This window comes from Lapidilactobacillus salsurivasis, assembly GCF_054785215.1.
Map to the genome: position 1 here is coordinate 115,464 of NZ_BAAABI010000006.1, position 20,904 is coordinate 136,367.

At 49.5% G+C, this 20,904-nt stretch carries 24 protein-coding genes; 15 read left to right on the forward strand and 9 right to left on the reverse strand.

What is annotated here, in order from left to right; all coding sequences use genetic code 11:
- Positions 1-2 precede the first annotated feature (2 nt).
- Together ACYVSB_RS08775 and ACYVSB_RS08780 are read left to right on the forward strand one after the other, a co-directional pair.
- Positions 3-1,187 carry a hydroxymethylglutaryl-CoA synthase gene (locus ACYVSB_RS08775; RefSeq protein WP_461219177.1) on the forward strand — a complete coding sequence of 395 codons (1,185 nt, stop codon included), beginning with the start codon at positions 3-5 and terminating at the stop codon, positions 1,185-1,187.
- Positions 1,184-2,182, forward strand: coding sequence for an NAD(P)-dependent oxidoreductase (locus tag ACYVSB_RS08780; protein ID WP_461219137.1), 999 nt, complete (start codon positions 1,184-1,186; stop codon positions 2,180-2,182). Before ACYVSB_RS08775 ends, ACYVSB_RS08780 begins: the two co-directional genes overlap by 4 nt.
- Before the next feature lie 979 nt (positions 2,183-3,161).
- On the opposite strand, the gene ACYVSB_RS08785 is transcribed toward ACYVSB_RS08780, so the two are convergent.
- From ACYVSB_RS08785 to rlmD, 4 genes are all read right to left on the reverse strand, one after another.
- Positions 3,162-3,635: a nucleoside 2-deoxyribosyltransferase gene (locus ACYVSB_RS08785; RefSeq protein ID WP_461219138.1), complete on the reverse strand. Its 474-nt coding sequence runs from the start codon at positions 3,633-3,635 to the stop codon at positions 3,162-3,164.
- 33 nt (positions 3,636-3,668) lie between these two features.
- Positions 3,669-4,430: a DUF975 family protein gene (locus ACYVSB_RS08790; RefSeq protein WP_461219139.1), complete on the reverse strand. Its 762-nt coding sequence runs from the start codon at positions 4,428-4,430 to the stop codon at positions 3,669-3,671.
- 38 nt (positions 4,431-4,468) lie between these two features.
- Positions 4,469-5,233, reverse strand: coding sequence for a DUF975 family protein (locus ACYVSB_RS08795; RefSeq protein ID WP_461219140.1), 765 nt, complete (start codon positions 5,231-5,233; stop codon positions 4,469-4,471).
- 169 nt (positions 5,234-5,402) lie between these two features.
- Positions 5,403-6,821 (reverse strand): 23S rRNA (uracil(1939)-C(5))-methyltransferase RlmD, encoded by a 1,419-nt coding sequence (gene rlmD / locus ACYVSB_RS08800; RefSeq protein ID WP_461219141.1) that lies wholly within the window; start codon positions 6,819-6,821, stop codon positions 5,403-5,405.
- A gap of 98 nt (positions 6,822-6,919) precedes the next feature.
- Here rlmD and recX point away from each other — a divergent pair, with 98 nt between their 5' ends.
- Positions 6,920-7,723 carry a recombination regulator RecX gene (recX, locus tag ACYVSB_RS08805; RefSeq protein ID WP_461219142.1) on the forward strand — a complete coding sequence of 268 codons (804 nt, stop codon included), beginning with the start codon at positions 6,920-6,922 and terminating at the stop codon, positions 7,721-7,723.
- Here recX and ACYVSB_RS08810 read toward each other — a convergent pair.
- On the reverse strand, positions 7,683-7,949 hold the full coding sequence (locus tag ACYVSB_RS08810; RefSeq protein ID WP_461219143.1) for a hypothetical protein: 267 nt from the start codon (positions 7,947-7,949) through the stop codon (positions 7,683-7,685). The two genes, recX and ACYVSB_RS08810, sit on opposite strands and share 41 nt — an antisense overlap.
- Positions 7,950-8,165: 216 nt before the next feature.
- Between ACYVSB_RS08810 and ACYVSB_RS08815 the strand changes: the two genes are divergently transcribed.
- From ACYVSB_RS08815 to ACYVSB_RS08830, 4 genes are all read left to right on the forward strand, one after another.
- On the forward strand, positions 8,166-8,447 hold the full coding sequence (locus tag ACYVSB_RS08815; RefSeq protein ID WP_461219144.1) for a hypothetical protein: 282 nt from the start codon (positions 8,166-8,168) through the stop codon (positions 8,445-8,447).
- A gap of 182 nt (positions 8,448-8,629) precedes the next feature.
- Positions 8,630-9,169 (forward strand): DUF402 domain-containing protein, encoded by a 540-nt coding sequence (locus tag ACYVSB_RS08820; protein ID WP_125596548.1) that lies wholly within the window; start codon positions 8,630-8,632, stop codon positions 9,167-9,169.
- 313 nt (positions 9,170-9,482) lie between these two features.
- Positions 9,483-10,331 (forward strand): DNA/RNA non-specific endonuclease, encoded by an 849-nt coding sequence (locus tag ACYVSB_RS08825; RefSeq protein WP_461219145.1) that lies wholly within the window; start codon positions 9,483-9,485, stop codon positions 10,329-10,331.
- Between the two features lie 105 nt (positions 10,332-10,436).
- Positions 10,437-10,964 (forward strand): hypothetical protein, encoded by a 528-nt coding sequence (locus tag ACYVSB_RS08830; RefSeq protein ID WP_461219146.1) that lies wholly within the window; start codon positions 10,437-10,439, stop codon positions 10,962-10,964.
- Positions 10,965-11,076: 112 nt separating this feature from the next.
- On the opposite strand, the gene ACYVSB_RS08835 is transcribed toward ACYVSB_RS08830, so the two are convergent.
- Both ACYVSB_RS08835 and ACYVSB_RS08840 read right to left on the reverse strand, forming a co-directional pair.
- A complete protein-coding gene (locus ACYVSB_RS08835; protein ID WP_461219147.1) occupies positions 11,077-11,538 on the reverse strand; it encodes a hypothetical protein in 462 nt (153 codons plus the stop codon).
- A gap of 16 nt (positions 11,539-11,554) precedes the next feature.
- A complete protein-coding gene (locus ACYVSB_RS08840) occupies positions 11,555-12,010 on the reverse strand; it encodes a GNAT family N-acetyltransferase (RefSeq protein WP_461219148.1) in 456 nt (151 codons plus the stop codon).
- Positions 12,011-12,092: 82 nt separating this feature from the next.
- On the opposite strand from ACYVSB_RS08840, the gene ACYVSB_RS08845 reads away from it, so the two are divergent.
- Positions 12,093-13,229 (forward strand): AI-2E family transporter, encoded by a 1,137-nt coding sequence (locus tag ACYVSB_RS08845; RefSeq protein ID WP_461219149.1) that lies wholly within the window; start codon positions 12,093-12,095, stop codon positions 13,227-13,229.
- Here ACYVSB_RS08845 and ACYVSB_RS08850 read toward each other — a convergent pair.
- Positions 13,173-13,454, reverse strand: coding sequence for a hypothetical protein (locus ACYVSB_RS08850; protein WP_461219150.1), 282 nt, complete (start codon positions 13,452-13,454; stop codon positions 13,173-13,175). The genes ACYVSB_RS08845 and ACYVSB_RS08850 overlap by 57 nt on opposite strands.
- Positions 13,455-13,546: 92 nt before the next feature.
- On the opposite strand from ACYVSB_RS08850, the gene ACYVSB_RS08855 reads away from it, so the two are divergent.
- The 6 genes from ACYVSB_RS08855 (at position 13,547) to ACYVSB_RS08880 (ending at position 18,490) form a co-directional block, all read left to right on the forward strand.
- The gene (locus tag ACYVSB_RS08855) at positions 13,547-13,912 is read left to right on the forward strand and encodes a hypothetical protein (RefSeq protein WP_125596527.1); all 366 of its coding nucleotides are present in this window, start codon (positions 13,547-13,549) and stop codon (positions 13,910-13,912) included.
- Positions 13,913-14,062: 150 nt separating this feature from the next.
- Positions 14,063-14,425, forward strand: coding sequence for a hypothetical protein (locus ACYVSB_RS08860; RefSeq protein ID WP_461219151.1), 363 nt, complete (start codon positions 14,063-14,065; stop codon positions 14,423-14,425).
- Positions 14,426-14,470: 45 nt separating this feature from the next.
- Positions 14,471-15,814 carry a hemolysin family protein gene (locus ACYVSB_RS08865; RefSeq protein WP_461219152.1) on the forward strand — a complete coding sequence of 448 codons (1,344 nt, stop codon included), beginning with the start codon at positions 14,471-14,473 and terminating at the stop codon, positions 15,812-15,814.
- Positions 15,815-16,033: 219 nt separating this feature from the next.
- Positions 16,034-17,614 (forward strand): peptide chain release factor 3, encoded by a 1,581-nt coding sequence (locus tag ACYVSB_RS08870; protein WP_461219153.1) that lies wholly within the window; start codon positions 16,034-16,036, stop codon positions 17,612-17,614.
- Between the two features lie 142 nt (positions 17,615-17,756).
- The gene (locus ACYVSB_RS08875) at positions 17,757-17,882 is read left to right on the forward strand and encodes a hypothetical protein (protein ID WP_263853211.1); all 126 of its coding nucleotides are present in this window, start codon (positions 17,757-17,759) and stop codon (positions 17,880-17,882) included.
- 278 nt (positions 17,883-18,160) lie between these two features.
- A complete protein-coding gene (locus tag ACYVSB_RS08880) occupies positions 18,161-18,490 on the forward strand; it encodes a hypothetical protein (protein ID WP_461219154.1) in 330 nt (109 codons plus the stop codon).
- Here the strand turns inward: ACYVSB_RS08880 and ACYVSB_RS08885 are convergent.
- Positions 18,470-19,303, reverse strand: a complete 834-nt coding sequence (locus ACYVSB_RS08885; protein ID WP_461219155.1) for a LysR family transcriptional regulator — start codon at positions 19,301-19,303, stop codon at positions 18,470-18,472. The two genes, ACYVSB_RS08880 and ACYVSB_RS08885, sit on opposite strands and share 21 nt — an antisense overlap.
- A 323-nt stretch (positions 19,304-19,626) precedes the next feature.
- Here ACYVSB_RS08885 and ACYVSB_RS08890 point away from each other — a divergent pair, with 323 nt between their 5' ends.
- Entirely contained in the window at positions 19,627-20,895 is a 1,269-nt protein-coding gene (locus tag ACYVSB_RS08890; protein ID WP_461219156.1) for a YeeE/YedE family protein, read from the forward strand.
- The last annotated feature ends 9 nt before the right edge of the window (positions 20,896-20,904 follow it).

Below are 20,904 nucleotides of genomic sequence, written 5' to 3' on the forward strand. Positions count from 1 at the left end.
AAATGGCGATCGGTATTGATAAAATTGGCTTTGCCAGCCCGGAATTCTATTTGGATCTAACGGATCTGGCCCAGGCGCGGCAGGTGGATCCGGCGAAGTATCATCTTGGCATTGGTCAGGACGAAATGGCGGTCATGCCCCAGGATCAAGATGTGGTCACCTTAGCCGCACAGGCCGCAGCGCAGATTTTGACGCCGGCGGAACGGCAGAGTTTGGACTTGATTATTTTCGCCACGGAGAGCGGCGTCGACCAATCCAAGGCCAGCGCGTTGTATGTTCAGCGGTTGCTGGGCTTGAATCAGGCGGCGCGCGCTATTGAGATCAAAGAAGCCTGTTATGGCGCCACGGCCGGGTTACAATTGGCCTATGATCATTTGGCGGCCCATCCAGACAGTCAGCGCGTCTTGGTGCTCGGCGCCGATGAAGCGCGTTACGGCTTGGAAACGGCTGGCGAGGTCACGCAAGGCGCCGGCGCCATTGCATTGTTAGTGACGCGGCAACCGCGGATCTTGGCGTTGGAACAGCCCAGCGCCTATCATAGCGAAGAAGTGATGGACTTTTGGCGGCCGAATTATCGCCAAGAGGCCTTGGCCGATGGACGTTTCTCAACGGAACAATATTTGCGCTTCCTCGCTTTGACCTGGGCGGATTATCAGACCAAAACGCAGCGCGACCTGACGGATCTGGCGGCGGTCATTTTCCACATCCCCTTTACCAAGTTGGGATTAAAAGGGTTACGCCAACTGACGGAGACCGCCAGCGCCGCCCAACAGGCGGATTACTTGGCCTTATTCCAACAGGCGACGAAACTCAATCGGCGCGTGGGCAATTTGTATACCGGTTCGTTGTACTTGAGTTTGTATTCGTTGTTATTGTTTGGCCACCTACCTGCTGGCGCGCGGATCGGCCTTTATAGTTACGGCTCCGGCGCGGTGGCGGAGTTCTTCAGTGGGCTGTTGGTGGCCGGTTACGAAGAGGTGTTGCCCACGGGCGCCACTGTGTTACAGCAATTAGCGACGCGCCAACGCTTGACCATGGCCGAATACGAACAATTATTTAACGCGCAATTACCAACGGATGGCAGTGACTTGACGACTCCGCAACAATCGCGCCAGACCCCGTTTCGGTTGGCCGGGATTGCCGGTCACCAACGACTTTATCAGAATAATGGAGGAACAATTCAATGAAAATCACGGCCTATGGTGTCAGCACAGAAGAACGGCGCATTTTCGAAAAGTGGCAGGCCACTCATCCTGACGTGACCTTGCAGCTGTTGCCTGACTGGCTGACCGCAGCGAACGTGGATCTGGCAGCCGGCAGCTTAGGCATCAGCGCCTTTCAGACCGGACAATATGATGCCGCCCTGTTTGAAAAAATGGCCCGTTTGCAAATACCGGTTTTGGCGATCCGTAATGTGGGCACGGATAACATTGATTTTCCCGCCGCGGCCCAGGCTGGGATTCAAATCAGCAACGTGCCTAGCTACTCACCAGCGGGAATCGCGGAATACGTGGTCGCCTTGGCCCTCCAATTACTGCGACGTTTGCCGGAAGTGACGACGCTGGTGGCCGCTGATCAACTTTTGACGGCCAGGGGCTTGACCGGACGCGAATTGAGTCGGCAAACCGTTGGCGTGGTTGGCTTCGGCCATATCGGTCAGTTGACCGCGAAACTGTTTCACCAGATGGGGGCGCGGGTCTTGGCATATGACGCGTATTATCATGGCGCCGAGCCAACTTGGCTCCGGCTGATGCCTGATCTGCCCAGCTTATTAGCGGAAAGTAATCTAGTAACGCTCCATGTTCCTGGGGTGCCGGCGAATCATCACCTCTTGAACGCCACCAATTTGGCGTTATTGCCAGCAGAGGCCTTGGTGATCAACACAGCTCGCGGCAATTTGATTGATACGCCAGCCTTGATCGCCGCTTTGAAAAAGGGCGCTTTAGGCGGCGCGGCGATCGATACCTTCGAACGGGAAGATCAGATCGAGCCGGCTGTTCAGCAACAACGACCGATCATCGACGCGCTTTACCGGGAATTGCTCGCGTTACCCAATGTACTAGTGACGCCGCACATCGCCTACCACACCAATGTCGCGGTGGAAAATATGGTTCAGGATTCTTTAGCGAATTTGTTGGCCTATGCCAGCAATGGGCAGCTGCAGACACCCGTTACTCATTGATTTGCTCCGTTGAGGCGGCCGTGATGCGGCGGCCTTTTTTGATTCAGGAAAAGATCGCTGGCCACATCTGGCCTGAGCGTGGCTTAACGGATGCGCTGGGCAGGCGCGGCTTCGGACTTACGCTGGGATTGAACGGCTGCCAAGCGCCAAAACAACCCTGTCAGCGGGAGAGAATTTAGGACAAAAGGCGATGTAGCAAGGATTTAGAAAACGCTTTCAATTTTTCGAAAACAAATTTAGCAAAAGCCTTGCAACCGTTTACAAAGCGTGTTAATATAAGAATGTAAAGAGGAACAGGTGCCAGCCAGTCACCGATAGGATTATCATACTGGCAGATTTGGAACTAATGATCATTAGTCAAGCGATGCTCAACGAAAGGCCAAAGTTGAGCCAAGTTTCAAGCAGGAGCAGTATTTAGTAACATAGATCTTGAACTATGGACCAAGTACAAGCAATTGCAACATGGTACTAAGCAATAATGTTTCAAGCACCGAACCAAGTTTTACCAGACTCAATATCAAACTAACGAAACAAGTGATATGGTAATTGCGTCAGAATTGAGTTTGTAGCTAAAGGACTAGAAAAGCTGAGTGAAAAGCAGAATTCTAGTTATCAATCATATCATGGAGGTGGATGTCTGAAATTACTTCGGACAGCACGTTACAACAAGGATCAATTTGATCGCGAGAACAATTAGCCGTTAATCATTTTTGATACGGAACACAGATAGCGTTTAGAAGTAGTGCGTAACGAATCTGATTCTTGTGACAATTGAATAGCATGAGGTGTTAAATATTAAGAACGTTAGAGATGATGCATCTGTAGCCTCTTTACTTAACAAGATGACCTAGTCGAACTTGATCAGTCGACTGGGTCATTTTTGTGTGCAAAAAAACGCCCTCAGCCAAGACGATACACGTCTTGAGTGAGGGCAATCACTTTAAATCCAGATCAAAGCTCAGTGGTAGTTCGGTGGACTTTATTGATAAGTCGCGATCGCCTTGATCAAGTCGGTTTCGTTACTGTAAATGGCGCCGTTCAACTTGATCAAACCGGTGGTATAAAGATTGAGATAATGAAATTGATTCTCGGCGATGGTTTGGAGCGCCGTTAGTTTTTGTTGGTTGTCGGCGCCTTGTTGGCGAGAATCGGTATAAAGGCCGAGGATCGGGATTTCTTTGGCGTAGGCGACGCCGATCTCACTGGCGACGCCGGCGTCAATGACCGGTCCATCCAAGACGGCGATCATCAGATCACTCTTCAAAACCTCCTCTGTGTCGGCGCGAGCGATCATTTTGGAATCGGCGTAGGCTTGTTTGTCGTTGATCGCGGCGTTTTCTTGGGGGAGATAGATGGTCAGTTGGGGATAAGCCGTGCGGATCCGTGCGGCTAGTTCCGCGTTGAAGCGGAAATCTGCCTGTGAGAACAGGCCATTGGCGAAGTAAATGTGCATCTGAAGAACCTCCAGTTTATGATGGTCGCTAAATTAATTGGCGTTAGTGGCGAGCTCGTTATTTTGTAAGCGGATCGATTCGTAGAAACCGGACATGGCCAGGTTGTGGTAAGGTACCAGATAAATGGTCAGTAAGCCACCGGTCAAAGCAACGCCAAGATCCCATAACAAGAAGCTTAATTCGAAGACGAACCAGTCCCATTTGTGGCCTTTCATAAAGGTCCAGCAAGTCTTAAGGAAGGTGAAATAGCCGTCATCGGCGCCAATGTCGCTATAGAGCAGGTAGATCGGTTGAAAAGCCAGGGTCAGCATGATGCCAGGGATGATCAACAGTACCAGGCCGATCAGGGAGGCAAATTGGCTGAGGAAGTAGAGGATGAAGCTCGGAACGAAGAGGGCGGCGGTGAAAACGATGAATTGTTGCTTAAAAGGGTTGGTCAACGGGGTGTCCTTAGGCTGGCGCAACCACCGCAAGCAGACGATGGTAATCCCGGCGGTAATCAGCGTTGAAAATAGATTACCAATCAAACTGGCGTAGGAGAAGGAAATATTAACGTTGCGGGCGAGGTGGAGATTGAAGCCGATGTTGAAGATATTTGACGACTCGAATATCCAGCTTGTTTTGTTACCGGATAGCTGATAGATGCGTTGGTAGGTACCCATATTCAGACTCCAGCTGCCTAAAAAATTGAGAATGATCGCCACACTATTCAGCGCGAGGACATCGCGGCGATTCTCCCGAAACCGTGCTCTTGCAACTTGTTTGGTTTCCGCACGGGTCAAAATTGTTGCCATTTCAAAGAGCTCCTTTCTGAATTCTAAAGCGAGTGGTTTTAGAGCCGAGAATCAGTGTTACTGAGCTCGTTTTTGGCGAGTTCTTCTTGGCGGATCGCGTCGTAGAAAGCGGCAACCGCCAAATTGTGATAGGGCATGAAGTAGATTCCCAACAAGCCTGCGGTCAAGCCAACTCCGATATACCAAGGAATGAAGCTTAATTCAAAGATGAACCAGTCCAGCTTGTGTCCGCGCATAAAGCGCCAGGAATGGCCAATCATCTGGAAGAAGCCATTGTGTTGTCCATCATCGGCGTACAGCAGGTAAATTGGCGTGTAGGCAAGCTGGAGGATAATACCGGGGATAACGAAAGCGATGAGACCTAAGTCAATGATGATTGAGGTCAACATGAATAAAACAATAAAAGGGACGAAAAACTCCGAGAAGCCAACAAATTGTTGGGCGAAGGGCCGTTCCAAGCGGGTGTCAGCGTCTTGGCGCAACCAGCGTAGCGAACTAACGGAGATGCCGGCGCTAAGTAGCGCGCCCAGGATACTACTGATTAGCCCAGCGCCGTATGAGGCTTGATTGCTTGCCATCATCTCAGCGACTGAAGTCTGGGCGTCCAAATCAGAGGGAGCAGCTAACTGGGGATTATTAATGGTCGCAGCAATCGCTAGGGCGCTCACTATGATCGCGATGACGAGAGCGACAATCCCTAAAATGATCGGTAAGCTGTTCAAGGCGAAGGCCTCACGAAAATGACCCTTCATCCGCGCCTTCGCTCGTTGCTTGATTTCACCACGTGTCACTGTTGTTTGCATTATTTTAACCTCCTAAAGTAACGTTTATAAAGCGCTCGAATAAATTATAGCATTATTAGCGATGACAACCTAGTCGCTGGCGGTAGGATTTAGCTTGCGACTAGGTTGTCATCGCATGGGTTACAAAACTCCACGTTGCCTAAGAAGTCACGGGATGAGATGGGGTGACTTAGCGGCGCTGCTTTTTCGCGTCAGCGCGGCGGACCAGTTTGACAACCGTTTCAACGCGGGCGGTTTGCGGGAAGAGGTCGATCATTTGGATATGGGCGACCCGATATTTCTTCGTCAGTTCCACCAAATCTCGTGCCAAGGTCGATTCGTTACAGGAAACATAAACGAATTTCTCTGGTTCCTGCGTCAAAATTGTTTCCAGCAGGCTCGGCGCTAAACCGGTCCGCGGCGGATCAACGACCAAAGCGGTGAAATGTTGGCCTTGGGCGGTTAGCTCAGGCCAAATCGTTTCTACCTTACCGGTTAAATAGCGGGCGTTGGTGATGCCGTTGTGCTGGCAATTCTGTTCAGCGTCTAGGACGGCCTCGGGAATCTCTTCGATACCGACCACGTTTTTGACGGCATGGGCGAGACTAAGACCGATCGTGCCCACGCCTGCGTACGCGTCCAACAGCGTGTCTTGCTTGGTTAAGGCTAATAATTCGGCGACCAATTGGTACATTTTCTCCGTTTGCGTCAAGTTTAACTGTAAAAAGGCGCGGGGTGACAGTAAGAAGCGCAAGTCACCAACTTGTTCTTCTAAGTAGGGTTCACCAGCCAGTAACCAAGTCTCGTCGCCCCAAAATAAACCATCTTTCGTGGGATTGAAGTTTTGGTTGATGCTCACGACTTCGGGGATTTCCTGTTGGATCGCCGCAATCAAGGCTTGCTTTTGCGGTAGTTTTTTCGAATTGGTGATTAGGGTCAACTGGGCCTGGTTGTGCAAGTGGGAATCGCGGACGGCCACGCCTTTGATGATGCCGGAGTTCTGTTCTGGGTCGTAAATCGGCAGCGCCAGTCGTTGTAAAATCGGTAATAATTTGCGGCAGACGGTCAGACTTAACGGACTTTGGGTCGGCATTTCCGGGAGATCGACCAATTCTTGCGTATTTGGTCGGTAGAGACCAGCAATCAATTGGCCAGTCGCGGTCTGGCGAATCGGAAATTGGGCCTTATTGCGATAGTGCCAAGGATCCGTCATCCCGATCGGCGCGGCGAATGGATATTTTTCATAGCCGCGGGGTTTGAATTTAGCCAGAGCTTGGCGAATCAGGTCATCTTTAAAAAGCAGTTGTTGCGGATAACGAATGTGCGCGAATTCCAGACCGCCCACCAGTCCAGCCAATTTGGCGGCGGGATTGTCACCCGTCACTCGCGCGGCGGAAGTTTGACGCAGTCGGTGGATCTGGGCGTTGATATAACGATCCGTGACTTTGTTGACTTGGCAAACGGCGACTTCGTGAGGTAATAACCCGGGCACAAAGACAACTTTGTGGTGATAGTAGCCGATGCCCTCGCCGTTGATACCAATTTTTCGCGCCGTAATCGGGAAGCGCTGACCAATTGTGACATTTGTTGCTGAATTTTCTGATTCCATCGTAGGCCTCAATTCTTAAACTTGCATGTTATAATAACGAAAGTGACTACCATTAGTATAATTGATTTCGCCAGTGAAAGCGATTGGAGATGAGTGAAATGGCCACGATCACCAAAATCAGCGCCCAGAAACGACCGGGACGCTATAATATTTTCCTCGATGAGCAATATGCCTTCCCCGTCAGCGAAGAAGTGCTGATCAAATACGGTTTGCGCAAGGGCATTGTCCTGGACGAGGCCGCCCAAGATGAGCTGAAGCGGGCCGACGCGGATACGCAAGCTTACCAGTTAGCTTTGAGTTATTTAAGTTACCAATTACGCACGGTCAAAGAAATGACCGATTATCTCCGTGATCATGAGGTTTCCGCGGACACGGCCGCGGATGTGATTGCCCGGCTACAAAAGCAAGGTTACATGGACGACGGTGAATACGCCCGCGCTTATATTCGCACGAATATGCGCCTTTCCTTGAAAGGCCCCACCGTGCTAGCGCAAGAACTGAAGCGGCGGGGCATTCGCGATCAAAATCAATTGGAAGACGCATTATTGGAATATGATCAGGCGACCTTGATTGAAAATGGGACCAAACTGGCCCAGCAAGTTTGGCAACGCCAACATAATTTGTCAGGCTACGCGCGCCAGCAGAAGGTCCGGCAGGCGTTACAAACAAAGGGCTATCGTGGCGATGATCTGCAACTTTTCTGGGCGGATCTGGATTTTGAGTTAGATGCCGAGGAGGAAGATTCAGCGTTGACCCTGGCCGCGCAAAAGGCCGCCCGTCATTATCGTCCGCTAACGGAACGCAAGCAATTGCAGAAGTTTAAGCAGGCGTTGATGCGTAAAGGTTTCAACTTTGATCAGATTAACGGGTGGCTGGACGAGCATCTTGACGAGTTGGATTAGTTGGCGGTTGAACTGATCTTGAACTTGAAGTTCTATTCTTGAAGCTTAGCTTGATTGCAGGTGTGGTAGGGTTTGTGTGGAGACGCAACCGCCTCAGGACGTTTGTCGTGGCTGGAACGCGGTGGGCACTGTTTTGAGCCAATCCGCAAAGACCGCGGCTTGTCTCAAAATCAGGCCTTATTCTAAGCGATAAATCGCTAAGAATAATCTCACCGCTGAGCCACACGTCCTGAGGCGGTTGCTAGGCAGAATTGAGCCTATCTGCAATCGAAGTTGCGTATTTGACGAAGTGCATTTGCAAGTAAGCGGTCAAACAATCGCCCTTTTTGAGTGGTACGGCAAGGCCAACGGATTTGGATTAGGAGACCGGTATACTTTGCGTAGGCTGAACATCTCCACTCGTTTTTTTAACAATCCACGAGTGGAAAACCGATCTATTCAGTTGATTCGTCAAGATTCTGCTCGAGTTCATCAAACAAACTGCACTGGTGTCACCAATTTGAAGCTGATGACCACTAGCAACGGCCGTCAATTGCGTGGTTCCCCATCAATTGGCAACAGCTTGCCAGTCGGCGTGAGTGTTCAAACGGCTGTTAAAACGTTGAGCGGCTGGAGCGGAGAAATTCGGGGTGAGATCGCCGTGAAATTGGTCTTAGTGGCTATGCCACTTAGACCAAGGCTCAGCTTTGAGATTTTCTGCGCCCTTCCGGAAAGCTCAAAGTGACGCCCACAGCGAGCTCACCCCGAATTTCGCAGCGCAAGCTGCGGACATCATTGAAAAGAGTTCATCAACCTAGCTAATGCTCAAAGTCAACCCGTTGTGTTCCGCACTCTGCTTTTATCTTGCTCGGTTCTTTGTTATAATAAACTGGAATAAATTTTTTGCACCGGGAAAGTAGGGTAAATATGCAGGTTCCCAAGGAAGGGGACTATATCGCTATCCAAAGTTACAAGCATGATGGCAGTTTGCATCGGACCTGGAAAGAAACAATGGTGCTGAAGACAAGTGACAATTCACTGATCGGTTGTAATGACCATACCTTAGTGACAGAAGACGATGGCCGCCATTGGGTCACACGCGAACCGGCAATCGTTTTTTTTCATAAACATTACTGGTTTAATGTCATTGCGATGATCCGTGACAACGGCGTGGCCTATTACTGTAATTTGGCGACACCGTACACACTGGATCGGCAGGCCTTGAAGTATATAGATTATGATCTGGATGTGAAGGTTTTTCCAGATGGTGAGAAGCGGTTGTTAGATGTGGATGAATACAAGGCCCACAGTGCGCAGTGGCACTATTCGCCGGAGATCGATCATATCTTAAAGGAAAGCACCAAGGTTTTGGTCGATTGGATCAACCAAGGCAAGGGCCCATTCTCCCAGGCTTATGTGGATCTGTGGTACCGTCGTTATCAGGAATTGTTACATCGCCGTGCTTGAGCATCGCGCGTGATATAGTCCAAAAAGGCTGGGACAAGCGATTGTTTCACGCCTTTTTATTTTAAAGAGTGCGGAGCGACCCGGGTAGCTTCTGAGCATTAGCCTAGTCACTGTTTTGGGAGCTGGTCTTAGCTCCCGGAACAGTGACGTAGCTAAGCGGAAAGCACTGGGGTGGTGAGCACGTTTAAAAAGAGAGTGCGAACCACCCCGGGTAGTGCTTGAGCATCAGTCCAGCAAGGCTTTTAGCATCCGGGCCGCGCTGCTCCGAGGGTGTGTGTGGGAAGTCGTGTCAACAAAAGGGGAGAAGAGTTCAATGGCGAAAAGACGACGCCGAAAACAAACAAAAACAAAATTAACTTCGCTGATCGCGGTGCTGATCATTGCCGGTTTGGTCTGGTTGGCGCAAGATCCTAGCAAGTTTCTAAGTCGGTCAGGCGGCGATAACACGCCAACCAGTCAGGTTAGTTCATCCAATCAGGCTAGCGGGAGTTCGCAAGCGCTGACCAATAGCCAAGTCGAAGCGGAGGCGCCGACCAGCTCGGGTTCACAAAAGGCCAGTCAGCAGATCGTTCAGGCCAATCAACTCAGTGGGTTGGCTTTTAGCGGGAAGCAGATCATTGCGGTCAACCAGAATCGGCCGACATTTTCTTCAAGCGAGTTGAGTCTGAGTCGCGGTGCGTGGCAAAGCTTCACGAATCTTGACCAGTTCAACCGGGTGGGGGTGGCCAACGCCATGTTGCAGCAAAGTTTGATGCCAACGACCAAGCGGGAGCGGCTGTATATTCAGCCCAGCGGTTGGCACAATCGTAAAATCACCATCAATGGCCACAGCGATTACCTCTACAATCGTTGCCACTTGATCGGCTATCAACTGACTGGGGAAAATAACAATCCGAAGAATTTAATGACCGGGACTCGCTCGTTGAACGATCCGGCGATGACCTATTATGAAAATGCCGTGGCGGATTATCTTAAAGAAACGGGTCACCATGTGCGCTATCAGGTGACGCCGATCTTTGTGGGGTCGGAACTGGTCGCTCGCGGCATCCACATGATGGGCCGTTCGATCGAGGATGGTCAGATCGCGTTTAATATTTACATTTTCAATGTGCAGGCGAATTATCAAATCAATTACCAAACAGGGACCAGTAAGGCTGCCTAAGCAACCAAGTTTGGCGGTCAAAATTTTTAAGTCTGGTGCGGCGGTTGACGGCCAGACTAAGTTTTGTAGCTTGAACAATTTTACGGATATGTGGAGGAATCAATCATGGAAATCACAGCGAAATCAGCGCTCACACTTGTTGGGCAAGTCGCGTTGGCTCATGACATCAGCGCCAATGGGAGTTTCTATAATGTGTGGCAGGACTTCGAGGACGAGCCAGCGTTGGCGGCCTTAGATCAGCAATTGCTTGCCAGCCAAGGCGCCAGTAACCGGGTGGGACTCTTGATTTTCTCACCGGATGGCTATCAATATTGGACGGGGGTCGCGGTCCCAGATCAAGTGGCCACGCCAGCAGGTTGGCATCGTTATCAAGTTCCAGCGGGGCCCGCTGTCGATTTGGTTCAGGCGGATCCTCAATTCTTGCCACAAGTGCCGGCTAGTTATAAGCTTAATCAGGTTTATGCGGCGGCGGACCAGGCTCAAATCAAGTTGCCTGAGAGTTTGGGTCACGCGGAGTTGCCATACTTTTTGGAACAGTTGACCTTTACGACCAGTCTGGACGCGCCGCAAAGTCAATACTACCGCATTTACGACAGTCCCGAGATCGAAGCGTTGGAGGATGATCTGGACTAAGTTTTTTTAAACGGGAATAATGCAAAAGGTTCAGTCGATGAGTCATCAACTGAACCTTTTTTGACGTGATTTTTGGAAAAAATAAGGCACCGATTTCACCCAGCGCTGGCAGTTAGTGTTGGTCGGGATCGATACTCAACACATCATAGGCCACGTAAGAGCCAACGGCGGTGGAAATGAACATCGCGACAATCAGCCAACCAATCAAGCCCCACATCACCAGACTTTGGGCAAACCAAGTCCGAATCACGAAAACACCGAGGATGGTCAACAGAAAGTCTAGGCCGAAGTTGAACAACACCAGGCGCTTATTGCCGCGAACCAGGAAGAAACGCCCAAAGAGAGCGACCAGAGATTTGGCGTCTTGCAACACCAGCAGATTCAGCGGGCGTTGGATCGTAAGCTTTAGCGCGGACAGGAAAGTCGCGCCAACAATTCCGCCGACACACAGCCGCCACCAGTTGGACCAATGCAGCACCAAAGCGTTGTAGGCACTGGCGACTAGCAAGATCGCGATCAAATAGGGAATCATAAAGAGAAATAAATAAGTAATATTTAGTTTGGAACGAGACATGATTTTTCCTCCACCTTCATTGGTTCTGTTGGGTCAGTGTCTGTTTCATTTCCTGATGTTTGATATTGGCGTCCAGAAAAATCGGCCGGGCCGTCGCTTGATAACCTAAGCGTTCATAGAAACCTTGCGCCGAAAGTTGCGCCGCTAAAATCAAGTAAGGCACCTGTTGCGCTTGGGCCGCAGCCGCGATCTCTGTCAAAACAGCTTCACCGTAGCCATGATGGCGGGCGCTTTTGATTGTGGCCACGCGCTGAATGTGCCATCCACCATCGGGTTCCACCACAACGCGAGCGGTGGCGACGGGTTGGCCCGCCCAATAGCCGACATAATTCACGGCGCGAGCGTCATTGGCGTCGACCTCGATAGCCAGGGGCACATGCTGCTCCACGACAAAAACTTCTTTGCGTATTCCTAGGGCGTCCTGATATAATTGAGTTGTTGTTCCCTGTGCTTGTTTAATGATGAGTGCCATGCTTGACCACCTAACTATTCTGCTATTATTATACCCGATTGTTAGCAATTGTCATCCGCTAATGAGGATTATGGAGAAGTTCATGTATACAAAATTAAAAAATTCCAAGCTACTCTTGATCAGCGTGCAATTATTGGTGCTCGCCACCTTGATATTGGTGTTAAACCAGATCAGCTTCGTTTTCGGCCCGATCCAGACTTTTGCGGCCACGCTCTTTGGCCCGTTCCTGTTCGCCGGGTTCTTATTTTATTTATTGAACCCGTTGATCAATTTGCTGGAAAAGTGGCACGTCAAGCGCGGTTGGGGGATTTTGATCGCCTTCATTCTCCTGTTTGGCCTGCTTTTCTTAAGCATCGCGGCGGTGATTCCGAAATTGACCAGTCAAATGACGACCATTATCAAAAACCTGCCCTCCCTGGCTGGATCTATTCAAAATTCGTTTCAGGATTTTCTGAGTAGTGATTGGGCGCAGAAATATAACATCAGTCAAATGCTAAGTGATAGCAGCTTGCAACCTAGCCAACTTTACACGAGAATCACCAAATTTGTGACCGCGAACTTCGGCAATGTGGGGAGTGTGGTCACCTCAATCAGTGGCTTTGCGGTCAGCGCCTTGACCGTGCCAGTGATTCTTTACTATCTATTGAAGGATGGCCACAAGCTGATCCCCAATATCCAACGTTTCTTCCCTGAGCGGTTTCGGGGTGAGGTCGCTGAATTGTTGCGCAAAATGAACGAAACCATCTCTACCTATTTCGCGGGGCAATTCCTAGATATGCTTTTTGTCGGAACTTTGACCTTTATTGGCTACCTGATCATTGGCATGCCCTACGCGTTACTGCTCGGCGTCGTTGCGGGAATCATGAACATTGTGCCTTATATCGGACCTTGGCTGGGCGTTTTCCCCGCGATTCTGGTCGCGCTGACCGTGTCCTTTCCCAAAGCGATCCTCGTCGCCATTGTGGTGATCATTGTCCAACAGGTCGACGGCAACTTGCTCTATCCCCACGTGATCGGGCGCACCCTGCAGATTCATCCATTGACGATCATTGTTTTGATCCTGGTCGCCGGCAATATGTTTGGTTTCATCGGCGTGGTGCTGTGCATCCCGGTTTATGCTGTCAGCAAAACAATCGTCAAATACTTACTGGATATTTATCGCTTACGGCGCCAGGCCAAGTCCGAAGCCGCGATCACCGAACCGACCGAGAAAAAATAGAGGCGTGGGCAATCGGTTGGATCGATGGCAAAAGTTTAGCTCCTGTTCTTGGATATTCGCTTGATTGCAGGTGTGGTGGGGTGTTGCGCGTGAGCGCAACCGGCTGGGACTGCTGTTGCGGACTGGAACGTGGTGGGCGCTGTTTTGAGCCAATCCGCAAAGTGCGCGGCTTGTCTCAAAATCAGGCCTTGTCCTAAGCGGCAAAGCCGCCAAGGACAATTTCACCACTGAAACGTGTTCGCCGACCTAGCTTCTTCCGCTTAGCTACGCAACTATTCCGGAGGCACAAACCAGCCTCCAAAATAGTTGCTAGGCTAATGCTCAGAAGCAATGCAGGTCGGCTCTCACTCTGGATAGAGCCGCGCAGTCCCAGCCGGTTGCTGGTCAAAATTGAGCCTATCTGCAATCGAGGCGGGGACGCAATCGGGTCGGTCCATTTGTGCGGCTGGAACTCAGTGGGCGTCGTTTTGAGCCTTATTCCAAGCGGCAAAGCCGCCAAGAATAATTCTACTGCTGAGCCGCATGGCCCGACCCGGTTGCTAGGCAGAATTGAGCTTATCTGCAATCGAGGCGAAGGATTTGACGAAGTGCTATTGCAAGCGAGCGCTCAAACAATTGCCCGCTTTTGTGGTGGTACGGCAATACCAACTGATGTGGATTATTTGGTCGGGATATTTCGGTAGTCTAACAGCACATCTCACTTATTTAATTAAATTCTGGCTGGAAATCTTTACCAGTTTCCTCAACAATCCTTAGTTGGAACCCAACCAATTCAGCTGATTCATCAAGAACTTGCCTCAGTTCATCAGATAGGCTTCACTGGTGTTACTAATTTGAAGTTTGTAACCACTAACCACGGTCGTCAATTGCGTGGATCCTCATCAATTGACCATAGCTTGCCGGTCGGCGTGAGTGCTCAAACGGCTGTTAAAACGTTGAGCGGCTGGAGCGGAGAAATTCGGGGTGAGATCGCCGTGAAATTGTCCTTGGCGGCTCTGCCGCTTAGGACAAGGCCTGATTTTGAGACAAGCCGCGTCCTTTGCGGATTGGCTCAAAACAGCGCCCACAGCGAGCTCACCCCGAATTTCGCAGCGCAAGCTGCGGGCACGCTACTTTCCAACAATTCAACCAAAAAGATGTTCTGCACTCTTTTGGTCGGGGATATTGAAAGCTTTATATTCTATTGGTATAATTAAGCGATTGAACTAATTTTGGAAATATGAAAGTGAGTGGATTTATTAATGAGTGGTGACCCGGCCAGTTCTTCGTTGGGTGGACAGATACTTTTGATCGCGATTTTGACCTTGGTGAATGCGTTCTTTGCTGCGGCCGAAATGGCGATCGTCTCCGTTAATCGTACTAGGATCGAAACTGAGGCAAGCGATGGCGACAAAAAAGCCCAGTCCTTGCTGCAAGTCATGAATGACTCCAGCAGTTTCCTAGCGACGATCCAAGTTGCAATCACCTTCGCTGGTTTCTTATCATCGGCCAGCGCCGCAACTTCAATGGCCAAACTTTTGACCCCATTATTCGGCGATGCCAGTTGGGGTCCACAGGTTTCAGTGATCGTGATCACGATCATTTTGTCGTATATCTCATTGGTTTTCGGGGAATTGTTCCCGAAGCAGATCGCCTTAGCCAAGGCGGAACAAGTCGCAAAGATGAGTGTGGGACCGATCAAGTTCGTGCGTGGCTTTATGCGGCCCTTTGTCTGGTTGCTTTCCGCGTCAACGAATCTATTGGTCAAAATCACACCCGCCGATTTGTCCACGACGGATAGTCAGGTAACTCGTGACGAAATGCTTTCCGTGATCGAGAAATCGCGGAAAACTGGGGTGATCAATCCTGATGAGTACAATATGCTCGAAGGGATCATCAATTTCAATGATATTATGGCCCGGGAAGTCATGGTGCCGCGGACTGACGCGTTTATGATCGACATCAACGACACTGATAGTGAGAATATCGATTTGATTTTGGATCAACCGTATTCTCGAGTGCCGGTTTATCGTGAGGACAAGGATATTGTGGTCGGCGTTTTGCACATCAAGAAGATTTTGCAACAGGCCCGGGAAGTTGGCTTCGATAATTTGAAGTTGGCCGAGATCATGACGCAGCCTTTGTTCGTTCCCGAAACCATCACCATTAATGAATTACTGTTAGAAATGCAAAAAACCCACCAACAGATGGCAATCTTGCTGGATGAATACGGTGGTGTGGTCGGTTTGGCCACGATCGAGGACTTGATCGAAGAAATCGTCGGGGACATCGATGATGAATCCGACGCGACAGAAACACTTTTCTCAAAGGTCAATGAGCACAAATATGTGATCGCGGGTAAAATGCCGCTGTCCGATTTCAATGATCAATTTTCAACGAATCTGGAAAATGATGATGTTGATACGATCGCTGGCTTCGTGATCACCGAGTTAGGGACGATTCCGCAAAACGGTCAACATTTACAAGTGAAACTGGATAATGGCATGATCTTGACCACAGGCTTAGTCCAGGGCTCACGTTTGGAGAATTTGACCTTAGAATTGCCCCCAGAAGTCACGGAAACAGATTCAGAGGCGCCAGAGTAGCAGGTGCGCGACGGCAAGGTCAGTTCTTGCTGTCGCGCTTTTGTTCGGTGCAAATGTGTGCGGCGCTGTCTTCACTGTTTTTCGGCGAGCGATCCCGGCAATTCCGACGTTCTTGGCTTTAAGTCATGCGGTTTGTCAGCAGCAACAGTGATTTCGCCGCGCGAACACGATAATTTCTGATAATTTCTAGTTGGCATTGTTTTATGAAAGAGGCAAAAAATGGATAATCAACAATTAAAGCAAGCCGTGGAAAAACGGCGGACCTTCGCAATTATTTCTCACCCCGATGCCGGTAAAACCACGATCACCGAGCAAATGTTGCTCTTTGGTGGCGTGATTCGGCAGGCGGGAACGGTCAAGGCCAAGAAGTCGGGCAATTTCGCGACTTCTGACTGGATGGAGATCGAAAAAAAGCGGGGCATTTCGGTAACAAGTTCCGTGATGCAGTTTGATTTCGAAGGCAAACGGGTCAATATTTTGGACACCCCTGGGCATGAGGACTTCTCGGAAGATACTTACCGGACCTTGATGGCCGTGGACGCCGCCGTGATGGTAATCGACTCCGCGAAAGGGATCGAGCCACAAACCAAGAAACTCTTTAAAGTCGTTAAAAAGCGGGGTATCCCGATTTTCACCTTCATGAATAAATTGGACCGTGATGGCCGCGAACCCCTGGATCTGATCGCGGAATTGGAAGAATTACTGGACATCGAAGGCGTTGCCATGAACTGGCCAATCGGCATGGGAAAGGGGCTGCTGGGACTTTACAACCGGCGGCAACAGCGGGTCGAATTATACCGACCGACTAATCCTGATCAGCGTTTTCTGCCGTTGGATCCGGATAGCGGCGATCTGATCGGTGACCAACCATTAAAAGAAGAGTCTGTCTTCCAACAGGCCTTGGCCGATGTGGAGTTGCTCAATGAGGCAGGCAATCAGTTTGATTTGGCCAAGGTTCAACAAGGCCAGCAGACGCCAGTTTATTTCGGCTCGGCGTTGACCAACTTCGGGGTGGAAACTTTTCTGAAAAGTTTCCTGAGTATGGCGCCAGCTCCCAGCGAACATTTATTGCAAGATGGGGGTGAGCTTAGCGCGACGGATGAGGATTTCTCCGGATTTGTTTTCAAGATCCAGGCCAATATGAATCCGGCTCACCGTGATCGGATCGCCTTTATTCGTATTTGCTCTGGCGAATTTACCAAGGGCATGAACGTGACCTTGGCGCGAACGGGCAAGGTGCTCCGTCTGAATAACGCGACGGAATTCATGTCAGATGAGCGAGAACAAGTCTCCAGCGCCGTGGCTGGCGATATCGTGGGTCTTTATGATACTGGCAATTTCCAGATCGGTGATAGTATTTTCGGCGGTAAACGAACGATCGAGTTTGAGAAATTACCGCAATTTACCCCGGAATTGTTCATGGAAGTTCGCGCCAAGAACGTGATGAAACAGAAGTCCTTCCATAAGGGCATGCAACAGCTGGTTCAAGAAGGCGCGGTTCAGTTGTATAAAACTTACACCACCGACGAATATATTTTAGGCGCGGTCGGTCAGTTGCAATTTGAAGTGTTCCAATACCGGATGCTCCACGAATACAATTCGGAAGTGACAATGAAACCAATCGGCTCGCGGATCGCGCGCTGGATCGACTCAGAACAATTGGATCAAAAGATGTCCTCGAATCGTAACTTGTTGGTCAAGGATTTGGCTGGGCAGCCGCTCTTCTTGTTTGAGAATCGCTTCGCCGAGAACTGGTTCCGGGATAAATATCCTGATGTCAAGCTAACCGCTAAACTGTAAAAATAACAACTGATTTACGGCTATCTCAACTTTGTTGGGATAGCTTTTTTGATCTTTTTTGTCGGTCACGGTTCAGGACCAGCGCTCGATTGCGGGTGTGCTCGGGTTTGGGTGGTGACGCAACCGCCTCAGGACGTTTGTCGTGGCTGGAACGCGGTGGGCATCGTTTGAAGCCAATCCGCAAGCCCAGCGGCTTGTCTTCAAATCGAGCCTTATTCTAAGCGATAAATCGCTAAGAATAATCTCACCGCTGAGCCACACGTCCTGAGGCGGTTGCTAGGCAGAATCGAGCCTATCTGCAATCGGAGTCGGATATCTCACGAAGTGCTTTTGCAAGCTAGAGGTCAGAAAATCGCCAACTTTTTTGGTGGTACTGCAACATCAACAGATTCAGATTTGTAGGTTGGTACATTTCGAGTAGAGTCAACATCTTTATCTTACTAACTTAAACGGATTCTGGTTGGAAACTGACCGATTCAGTTGATTCATTGAGAACCTGCCCAGGTTCATCAGACAGACTGTGCTGGTGTCACCAATTTAAAGCTTGTGACCACTAACCACGGCCGTTATTTCCGTGGATCTCCATCAATTGACCATAGCTTGCTGGTTGGCGGGAGTGCTCAAACGGCTGTTATAACGTTGAGCGGCTGGAGCGGAGAAATTCGGGGTGAGATCGCCGTGAAATTGTCCTTGGCGGCTCTGCCGCTTAGGACAAGGCCTGATTTTGAGACAAGCCGCGCACTTTGCGGATTGGCTCAAAACAGCGCCCACAGCGAGCTCACCCCGAATTTCGCAGCGCAAGCTGCGGCCAAGATACTTTTGTCTGCGAAGTGCCGCGTTCCACCACACCAACCCTCAGTAATGAAATTGGGGTAGTAACGTCTTGATCCGATTGATTAGCTTCTGAATCTCAGTTGAACTGGAAATTGTCGGACTCAATAAATAGAACTCCCGTCGGAAGTCACTGGAAAGCTGCTGGTAGGGCAACAAAGTATCTGTGATCGAACGCTTGGAGACGATCGCCTTGCCAATACGCATGCTGACCAGCTTGGTGATCAAATTATCATCGCTGACCTTGATCAAGTGGGTCGGTCGAATATGATGTTCGTTGAAATAGCGTTCGGTATATTCCCGTTGCGTTGAACCGGCACGACCAATGATCCATTCAGGACTTTCTAAGTTGCCGGCCAGGACCAATTCGTCGGAAGTAAAGGCCATCTGTTCGACCTGTTGGGCCACGAAGGGTTTCTCCAAGATGCCAAAAGCGATTTCGTGTTTGAGAATATCTTCCAAGATCACTTCAGAATCAGCGGTAATGATTTCGAAATCAAATTGATCAAAATAGTTTTGCAGATTTTCCATTAATTTTGGCAAAACAAACAACGAGGTCGTCGGCGAAACCCCAATCGCACAGCGGATGCGGGGACTGCGGTGGCTTTTGACCAAATGGTTCAGTGAGTTTTCCCAATTCTGGAGGATAATTTGCGAGTCCCGATAGAAACGGTTGGCGTTTTCGGTGGGCACCACGCCTTTATTGCCGCTACGCTCGAATAATTTGACGCCAAGATGAGCTTCCAGTTTCTTAATTTGAATCGAAATACTGGGTTGAGTCACATAAAGATCCTTCGCCGCTTTGGTGATCGAGCGGGTCTCGTAAACCTTTTGAAAGACAGTTAAATCCTGAAACATCAGCGTTTACTCCCTTTTATAAATATTATTTATGAGAACATATAGAAATATAATATCACGAATTTATTGTGAAATAAACAATTTAAGTATTTTCTACCTAATGCTGTAGTGACAGCGATTATCATTTTATAACATGACGATTCGGTCTAAATCTCGGCTGATTTTATAATAAAATCACAATCAGGAAAGGGCTCCCATTCACATGGTACCCCTTAAACATTAAGAATATTTATGCTAATCTAAGGGTGAGCAATCTTCAGCTGAAAACTCATCATTATTTTTTTATCGCACTTATTCAGGTTTATGGAGAAAGGGATGGCGAAATGAAGCATCTAGATCGGATCTTAGGGTTTGGGTTATTGTTGATTCTACTGGTTGGTGCACCGTTTGTTTTACCAACCAATATGCATTATATTCGTTTATTATTTGGGTTGGCGTTGGGTTATATCTTGTCGCGGTCATATACCGGCTTTGCGGGTAGTGTGAATCGGGCTTACAATACAGGGTCCACGAAATTAATGCGGACGTTGATGTTCATGTTCTTTATCACGTCAGTGGCGGTCGCTGGTTTTCTCATGTTAGAGCCAGATGTGACCAAATATTCATTATGGGTCAATCCAATCAATCTGGGCTTATTGCTCGGTGGTCTGCTGTTCGGATTTGGGATGTCGTTTTCTTCTTGTTGTGCTTCCGGCGTGATGACCGACTTGGCGACGGATTTGCCACGGGCAGGGGTAACTTTGGTTTTCTTCATGCTGGGCGTTTTTCTTGGGTTCCCACTGCAAGCGACGCAATCGTGGGTCAAAGATTCTTGGTTCACCACCGCGACCGGCGCAAAATACTCAAATGGCGTCTTCATGCCGGACTGGTTCAAAGGTGGTATTCTGAACGGCTACTTAGGCGCGGTGATCATTACGGGGATTTTCTGCGCGATCGTCACTTACTTGGCTTACCGTTATGAGAAGAAGCGGCGTAACGCGCATACTTACCGCGGGGTTTTATCAGAGCGGGCGCAAGATGCCAACTATGAAAATAAAGTGGCCGAGTTCGAATTAAAGAGCGACCATACTTATGACGTGTTGTTCACCCGGCCTTGGACTTTGAAACAAGGGGCGGTTGGACTAACGATCATTTTCATTTTAATGATGGCCTTGACCAAGTCAGGCTGGGGCGCCTCCACGCCTTATGGGTTCTGGTTTGGCAAAGTGCTGAATATTTTCGGTGTTTCAGGCGCGTCCCTGGCGGCATTTACCCATCAAAGCGCGGAAGTTTTCACCGGTTCTTGGTTAAGCAACGCGATGACGGTGCAAGATTTCGGGATTTTTCTGGGCGCGGCGGTCTTTATTCTGACCTCAGGATTATTCAAAGAAACGATCCATGCGGTGCCAAGTTTGACGGTCAAGACAACTGTCATGTATGCTTTGGGTGGCTTCACAATGGGCTTTGGCACGCGGTTAGCTAACGGCTGTAACGTGGGTGCTTTATACAGTCCAATCGCCCAATTCTCACTGTCAGGCTGGATTTTCTTGATTGTCTTGGTCCTCGGCGGGATTATCGGCAACCGTGTGTCTCAAGCTGTTTACGGGGATTAAATCGCCTGC